This is a genomic window from Mycobacterium sp. TH-M15 (genome assembly GCF_057473705.1).
The window spans coordinates 1-7,816 of sequence record NZ_JBYCLB010000365.1 but is presented as its reverse complement, the minus strand read 5'-3'; the positions used below and the strand labels follow the sequence as shown (position 1 = coordinate 7,816).

Sequence of the window (7,816 nt, the reverse complement as noted above, 5' to 3'; positions counted from 1 at the left end):
TTACCATCGCTACGTCGCACATCTTCCGGCTGCCGGGGAGATCGTCCTGTTCGACCGGTCCTGGTACAACCGGGCCGGGGTGGAGAAGGTGATGGGGTTCTGCACACCGGCCGAGCACTCGCTGTTTCTGCGGCAGACGCCGATCTTCGAGCAGATGCTTGTCGAGGACGGGATTCTGTTGCGCAAGTATTGGTTCTCGGTCTCCGACGACGAGCAGCTGCGCAGGTTCCGCAACCGGCGCAACGACCCACGGCGGCAGTGGAAGCTCAGCCCGATGGATCTGGAGTCGCTGTACCGGTGGGAGGATTACTCGCGGGCCCGGGATGAGATGATGGTGCACACCGACATCCCGTCGAGCCCCTGGTACATCGTGGAGTCCGACATCAAGAGGCATGCCCGGCTGAACATGATGGCGCGTCTGCTGTCCACCGTCGACTACCACGAGGTCAGCCACCCCGTGGTGCGGCTGCCGGACCATCCGATCGCCAGCGGTGGATACCAACGACCGCCGCGCGAGCTGTACACCTACGTCGACGACCATGTCGCGACCCTGATCGAGAAGCGGTAACCGAGGCCCACCGTGCGCATCTACGTTCCGGCCACCCTGGCCATGCTGGCCGACCGGGTGGCCACCGGCTCGCTGCAGCCGGTGAGCGGCACCGCGTTCGCGGTGACCCCGACACTGCGGGAGGCGTACGCTCACGGCGGCGACGACGAGCTCGCCGAGGTGGCGTTGGCCGAGGCGGCACGGGCGTCGCTGCGGCTGCTCGGCGCGGCCGGCGACACCGGGCTGCCGGTCCGGCGGGCGGTGCTGGTGGCCGATATGAACGCCGACACCTTCGTGACGGCTCGCCCCGATCTGGACGACGCGGTGGTGCGGCTGGCCGGGCCGGTGCCGATCAGCGCGGTGCTGGCCGCCTACGTCGACACCGCCGCCGCCGAGCCCAGCGTGCTGGCCGCCGTCGCCGTCGTCGACGACGCCGATCTCGGTGACGAGGACGCCGAGCTGACCGTCGGCGACGCCCAGGACCACGACCTGGCCTGGTACGCAAGCCAGGAGCTGCCGTTCCTGCTGGATCTGCTCTGACCGGGCCAACTGTGCGTAAGAAACACCCGCACAACGGTGGTCCCGGCACTGGGGGCCGAAGCGTCCAGCCCCTCGGCCGCACACTCACCGCCAGCGTCGCCGATACCCGGCGGGCGGTGGTCGCCGGCGGAGACCGCGGCTGGCGTGCCGTGCGTCGGCTCGCGGCCACCCTCACCACGCCGCTGCTGCCCGACGACTACCTGCGGCTGGCAAACCCGCTGTGGTCGGCCCGCGAACTGCGCGGGAAGGTGCTAGCGGTGCACCGCGAGACCGAGGACTCCGCGACGCTGGTGATCAAACCCGGCTGGGGTTTCCACTTCGGCTACCAGCCCGGCCAGTACATCGGCATCGGGCTGCTGGTCGACGGGCGGTGGCGCTGGCGGTCGTACTCGCTGACCTCGCCAGCGGCGACCGGGGCGCGCACCGTGACGATCACGGTCAAGGCGATGCCGGAGGGGTTCTTCTCCAGCCACCTGGTGAGTGGGGTGGCGCCGGGGACCATCGTTCGGCTGGCCGCGCCGCGGGGCAACTTCGTACTGCCCGACCCGGCACCGGAGAAGCTGCTGTTCGTCACCGCCGGGTCCGGGATCACCCCGGTGATGTCGATGCTGCGCACGCTCGCCCGGCGCGGCGGGATCACCGACGTGCTGCACCTGCATTCGGCGCCGCCGGCGGCCGACGTGATCTTCGGCGCCGAACTGGCGGCCCTCGCCGATGGGCATCCCGGGTATCGGCTGCGGCTGCGGACCACCCGCGACCAGGGGCGGCTCGACCTCGACCGGCCGGGGGTGCTGGACGCCGAGGTGCCCGATTGGCGGGAGCGGCAGACCTGGGCGTGCGGGCCGGAGGGGATGCTGGCCACCGCCGAGCGGGCCTGGTCGGCCGCCGGTGTCGGCGACCGGCTGCACCTGGAGCGGTTCGCGGCGGTGCGCCGGGGGACCGGCGCCGACGAGCTGGGCGGCACGGTGACGTACGCCCGCAGCGGGCGCAGCGTCGCGGCCGATGCGGCGACCCCGCTGCTGGAGGCCGGTGAGCGGGCCGGGGTGCAGCTGGCGTTCGGCTGCCGGATGGGGATCTGCCAGTCCTGTGTCGTCGAGCTGGTGGACGGCCGGGTCCGGGATCTGCGCACCGGTGCCGAACACGAGCCCGGTGCCCGGGTCCAGACCTGCATCTGCGCCGCGGCCGGCGACTGCACGCTGGACGCATAGCAAACTACCGACAAGTAACCTACGGATTCGTAGGTTAGGATGGCGAGGCGACACGGTGGATCAGGGGGGCGACACGACATGGCGGTGACCGACATCGGGGCGTTCGCGCACCTGACCGACGCCGACGTCGAGAGCCTGGCCGCCGAGCTCGACACCATCCGCCGCGACGTGCAGGATTCGCTCGGCGACCGCGACGCCCGCTACATCCGCCGGACCATCGCCGCGCAGCGCGCCCTGGAGGTGACCGGCCGGGTGCTGCTGGCCGCGAGTTCCCGCCGCGTCACCCGGTGGGCCGGGACGCTGACGCTGGCGCTGGCCAAGATCGTCGAGAACATGGAGATCGGCCACAACGTCATGCACGGCCAGTGGGACTGGATGAACGACCCGGAGATCCACTCCACCGGCTGGGAGTGGGACATCGCCGGGGCCGGGAAACACTGGCGGCACACCCACAACTTCGCCCACCACAAGTTCACCAACGTCCTGGACCTGGACGACGACGTCGGCTACGGCCTGCTGCGGGTCACCCGGGACCAGCCCTGGCGCCGGCTCAACCTGTTCAACCTGGTGTTCAACACGATCCTGGCGTTCGGCTTCGAATGGGGGATCGCGCTGCAGCACGTGCAGGTCGGCGGGCTCACCCGTCCGGCCGAGCGGCCGGCCACCCTGGTGCGGCTGCGCGAGCTGCTCGCCAAGGCCGGCCGGCAGGTGTTCAAGGACTATCTGGCCTTCCCGGCGCTGACCGCGTTGTCGCCGGCGGCGACGTTCGGGTCGGTGTGCAAGGCCAACGTGGTGGCCAACGTGATCCGCAACCTGTGGGCCAACGCGGTGATCTTCTGTGGGCACTTCCCGGACGGCGCCGAGAAGTTCGCCGAGAGCGATCTGGCCGGCGAGACCCGCGGCCAGTGGTACCTGCGGCAGCTGCTGGGCAGCGCGAACATCGACGCCGGGCCGGCGATGCGGTTCATGACCGGCAGCCTGAGCCACCAGATCGAACACCACCTCTACCCCGACCTGCCCGGCAACCGATACCCGGAGATCGCGGACCGGGTGCGGCAGCTCTGCGACAAATACGACCTGCCGTACACCACCGGGCCGCTGCCGGTGCAGTACGCCAAGACCTGGCGCACCATCGCCAAACTGTCGCTGCCGGACCGCTACCTGCGCGCCACCGTCGACGACGCCCCGGAGACCCGCAGCGAGGCGATGTTCGCCGGGTTGGAGCCCGGCTTCTTCGCTACCGAGCCCGGCAGCGGGCGGACGCGCGGCCTGAGGACCGCACTCGCCACGGTTCGGGCCGGAACTAGAGCAGTCCGGAGAAATCGGCGCCGATCGCGCTGAGCGCCGAGCTCAACACCTGGTATTCGAAGGTGGTCACCATCGTCTCGAGTGCCGTGTTGGCGGCGATCGGCAGCCCCAACGCGTCGAGCAGGTTGCCGTTGGTCAGGTTGTCGGTGAAGAGGCTGAGGTCATAGGCCGGCAAGCTGGTCGTGAGGGCGTTGACGAAGTCCGCGGTCGGCAGCAGGGTGGCGTAGGCGCTCGATGCGGCGCTGGAGAACGCGTTGACGAGGTCGGTGAGCGTCGCGGTGGGATGGCTGACGTCGGCCGACAGGGCGGTCATGAGATCGGTCATGCTCGGCAGCGACGACGACGTCGTGGACGGCAGCCACGCTGCGGGGTGCGCCAGGTCAGCCTCGAAAGCTTTGAATCCCAACTCTGTGTCGGCGGCCAACGTGCTGACGATGCTGTGCAGGCTGACGTCGGGGAACAGCCCGAACGGGGTCGGGATGTTCGCCGGCGACGCGTCGGTGACGGAGTAGCCCAGGGCGCCGTCGCCGTACCCTAGGTTGATCAGATAGGTCAGATCCGGCCCGAGCAGGTCTTGCAGCGGTTTCGGCAGCAGGCTCACCAGCGGCGGTGTTTCGTCGATCATGTAGTAGTTGGTGAGGGTGTCGTAGCCCAGGTTCTGCGAGCCCGGCAACAGCGTCGCGGTGGCGATCTGCTCGGCCGTCGGGCCGCTCCCGTCGACGCCTCCGTTCAGGTACGTGCCGTGGATCTCCGCGATGCCCAACAACGCGTTGAGGTCGGACAGGAAGTCGATCGGGTAGCGCGGGAAGTCGGCGAAGCCGTCGTACTCCAGGGTGTAGATGGAGGTCGGGAAGTCATCGGCCGGCGTCGCGCCGTCGAAGCTCACCCCCAGGCTCGCCGCGTTGAACGGCAGGGAGGTTGTGTGGCCAGTCGTCGTCTCGAAACCGGCGAAGCGTTCCAGCAGCCCGCCGTTGGGAGCGCTGGGGTCACCGACCAGCAGGAAATGCAACCCGGAGTCCGGGTGTGGGGTGCCGCTCGGGTCGAGCTGCTGCATGACCAGGCTGGAGATCGTCGAGCTCTGCGAGTAGCCGAATACGGTCGACGTGTTGCCGGCCGCCGTGTCGGCGGCGATCGTGTTCTCCAGGATCGTCATGCCCTGACCCACCGAGGTGCTCTGGTCCGGGAAGCCGGCGGTATCCAACGGGTAGTCGAAGGGGAGGACTTTGACGCCGGTCAGCGGGTAGAGCCCCTCGGGGGTGAACAGGCCCGCGCCGTAGGGGTTGCTCGAGGTGGCCTGGTAGAAGGTGAGGTCGGGGTAGAACTGCGTCTGCGGGTTGTCGAGGTAGAGAGTGTCGGCGGCTCGCACGTAGTCCGATCCGGGGATCGGTACGCCGCTTGCGCCGATCACCAACCCGATGTCGTCGGCGTAGGCGAACGCCGAGTTCACCACCGCGGCCAACGCCAGCAGACCGGCGCCGCCGCTCGCGAGAAGCCCGGCAGCCAACCACCGCAACCTGCGGACTGGCATCACAACCTCCCCGGGGCCGCTTTCCTCAGAGGCTCGACAGATCGCCGACGATCGTCTCGACCTGGTCGATGACGGCGAAGATTTCGAAACCCGCGGCCATCTGCAGCAGGTAGGTGTCGCTCGCGATCGGCTGACCGATCGCCGCAAGGAGGTCGCCTGCGTGCAGCCCTTCGGTGAAGAGGTTCAGGTCGTACGCCGGCAGACTGGTGACGAGCGCATTGACGACATCCGCGGTCGGCAGCAGAGTGGCATAGGCGGTCGACAGCGCCCCGGACAGCGTGTTGACCACGTTGACGAACTCGGTGATCAACGAGGCGGGGTCACTGGCGAGGGTCGACAACGCCGTCGACGGGTCGGCCCCCGACGCGGGATCCAGCAGCGAGGTGAGCGACGACAGCGACACCGGGTTCGGCCCGGTACCGGTGAAATCGCCGATGAAGTGCTCGATGCCCGTCTCGGCGCCGGACACCAACAGGGCCGGAACCTTCGCCAGCTCGTTGAAGCTCGGGAACAGGCCGAACTCGGTCGGCACATTCGCCGGGCCCTGCGACCAGCCGTAGTCGGGGTCGCCGTAGCCCAAGTTGACCAGCACCTTCAGGTCCGGTTGCAGCAGGTCGGCCAGCGGGTTGCCGATGACCGGGATCAAGCGCAGCGGGTCCAGCAGCGGCAGGTCCGCGGTGGGCATCATGTAGTAGTGGGTCATGGTCTCGCCCACCGTCGGCAACGGGATCGCCGTCTTAAGCTGCTCGGTCGTGACGTCGGTCGAGTAGGTCGGGTGCACGAACTGGATGCCCAGGATGGAGTTGAGGTCGCAGATGGCGTCGATGGGGTACTGGCAGACGTCGGCGAAACCGTCGTATTCCAGCGTGTAGATCGTCGTCGGGTACAGATCGGAGGGGGTGGGGCCGCTGAACGTGATCCCGAGGCTGGGGCTGGTGAAGCCGTCCGCGCGCTCGAAGAGGCCGCCGTTGGGCAGATCGGGGTCACCGGTCAGCACGAACGACACATCCTTGCTCGACACGCCCTGGGCCGCCAGTTCGGTCATGGTCATCCCGGCGACCGTCGACGACTGGGATTGACCCTTCATGACGACATCGCTGCCGTCGGCCACCTGCGCCGTGATCATGTTGTCGAGAATCTTGGTGCCCTGGGCCTCCGAGGTGTCCAGCGGCAGGCTCTTGACGCCGGTGTAGAGCGCGTAGTTGCCCGCCGGGTAGTCCACCGGCTCCGGGACGTAATTGGCGTAATTGTCAAAAGGCTCGACGAAGACGTCGAAGACGTGCTGCACGTAGGCGTCGGACGGTATCGGGGTGCCGCTGCCGGCCATGATGTCGGCCACGTTGACCGCGTTGTCCACCAGCCGCAGGTCGCGCAGCTGGACTCGGGGCAGGGGTGGGGCCGCCGCGGGGACGGCGAGGAGGCCGGCGGCCGTGACGGCGATGATCGCGACGACACACGAAGGCAGCCGGTATGTCAATTCCCTGAGTCCCGTCTGATTGCAGTCTTGGGGCTGACGAATTTGATCGGAAGATATTAACTTGGATTCTGAGTGTTGTAAAGCACACAGCGTGCCGTCGGCCGGTCCACCGGATCCCCCCGTCCGGACGGCGCCGCGGGTCACCGACCGTCGAGCGCCGCCACCAGCCGACGAGCGGCGAGCACCCGCCGGGCGGCCGGCCCGGTCAGGCCGTCCAGCGCGCACTCCGGGTCGGCGGGCGGGCCCAGATGACCGCAGCCGCGTGGACAGTCGCCGACCGCCGCCGCCAGGTCGGAGAACGCCTGCAGCACGTCGTCGGGTGCGACGTGGGCCAGGCCGAACGAGCGGACCCCGGGGGTGTCGATCACCCAGCCGCCGTCGTCCAACGGCAGCGCCACCGATCCGGTGGAGACGTGCCGGCCCTTGCCGACCGCCGAGACCGCGCCGGTGGCTCGGTCCGCCTGCGGCACGAGGCGGTTCACCAGGGTGGACTTTCCGACCCCGGAATGGCCGAGCAGCACGGTGATCCTGCCCGCCAGCAGCGGGGCCACCGCGTCCAGCGGGTCGTCCCGGCCGGCGGTGACGATGGTCAGATCCAGGTCGGCGAACTGGCCGGCGAACGGCTCGGGCGCAGCCAGGTCGGTCTTGGTCAGGCACAGGATCGGGGCCAGCCCGCCGGCGTAGGCGGCGATCAGCGCCCGGTCGACCAGCCCGGAGCGCGGCGGCGGGTCGGCCAGGGCCACCACGGTCAGCAGCTGGTCGGCGTTGGCGACCACCACCCGCTCGGTCGGGTCGGTGTCGTCGGCGGTGCGGCGCAGCACGGTTCGCCGCGGCCCGCGCCGGACGATCCGGGCCAGCGTGTCCGGCCGCCCGGAGACATCGCCGACCAGATCCACCCGGTCGCCGACCACGATCGGGGTCCGGCCCAGCTCGCGGGCGCGCATCGCGGTCACCGGGCGGCGCCGGCCGGTCATCGAATCCCGGTCCAGCACGCAGCCCCAGCGGCCGCGGTCCACGCCGACCACCATCGCCGGCCGGGCGTCGTCGTGCTGCGGGCGGGTCTTGGTCCGCGGCCGGGACCCCCGGCCGGATCGGACCCGGACGTCGGACTCGTCGTAGTCGTCGGGCTTCACCCGGGGCGGTCCTCGCCGGCCAGCATGGCGGCCCACAGCTCGGGGAAGCGGGGAAGCGTCTTGGCGGTGGTGCCG

General features: G+C 69.7%; 7 protein-coding genes. 4 read left to right on the top strand and 3 right to left on the bottom strand.

The features are described from left to right. The 4 genes from AC2VNT_RS08950 to AC2VNT_RS08935 form a co-directional block, all read left to right on the top strand. Positions 1-568 (top strand): polyphosphate kinase 2 family protein (locus AC2VNT_RS08950; protein WP_486946520.1); only part of this gene is annotated, 568 nt, incomplete at its 5' end. 12 nt (positions 569-580) lie between these two features. Further along, complete coding sequence (locus AC2VNT_RS08945; protein WP_486946519.1) at positions 581-1,087, top strand: DUF6912 family protein; 507 nt, start codon at positions 581-583, stop codon at positions 1,085-1,087. A gap of 116 nt (positions 1,088-1,203) precedes the next feature. After that, positions 1,204-2,295 (top strand): ferredoxin reductase, encoded by a 1,092-nt coding sequence (locus AC2VNT_RS08940; RefSeq protein WP_486946518.1) that lies wholly within the window; start codon positions 1,204-1,206, stop codon positions 2,293-2,295. A gap of 78 nt (positions 2,296-2,373) precedes the next feature. Beyond that, positions 2,374-3,636, top strand: a complete 1,263-nt coding sequence (locus AC2VNT_RS08935) for a fatty acid desaturase family protein (RefSeq protein WP_486946517.1) — start codon at positions 2,374-2,376, stop codon at positions 3,634-3,636. On the opposite strand, the gene AC2VNT_RS08930 is transcribed toward AC2VNT_RS08935, so the two are convergent. The 3 genes from AC2VNT_RS08930 to rsgA form a co-directional block, all read right to left on the bottom strand. Beyond that, positions 3,599-5,107 (bottom strand): PE-PPE domain-containing protein, encoded by a 1,509-nt coding sequence (locus AC2VNT_RS08930; protein WP_486946516.1) that lies wholly within the window; start codon positions 5,105-5,107, stop codon positions 3,599-3,601. The genes AC2VNT_RS08935 and AC2VNT_RS08930 overlap by 38 nt on opposite strands. 49 nt (positions 5,108-5,156) lie before the next feature. Then, complete coding sequence (locus AC2VNT_RS08925; RefSeq protein WP_486946515.1) at positions 5,157-6,608, bottom strand: PE-PPE domain-containing protein; 1,452 nt, start codon at positions 6,606-6,608, stop codon at positions 5,157-5,159. A gap of 140 nt (positions 6,609-6,748) precedes the next feature. Beyond that, the gene (rsgA, locus tag AC2VNT_RS08920; RefSeq protein WP_486946514.1) at positions 6,749-7,741 is read right to left on the bottom strand and encodes a ribosome small subunit-dependent GTPase A; all 993 of its coding nucleotides are present in this window, start codon (positions 7,739-7,741) and stop codon (positions 6,749-6,751) included. Positions 7,742-7,816 lie beyond the last annotated feature (75 nt).

Excerpts from the sequence above, each read along its gene's own strand:
- AC2VNT_RS08935 (WP_486946517.1), top strand. The coding sequence starts at position 2,374 with ATGGCGGTGACCGACATCGGGGCGTTCGCGCACCTGACCGACGCCGAC.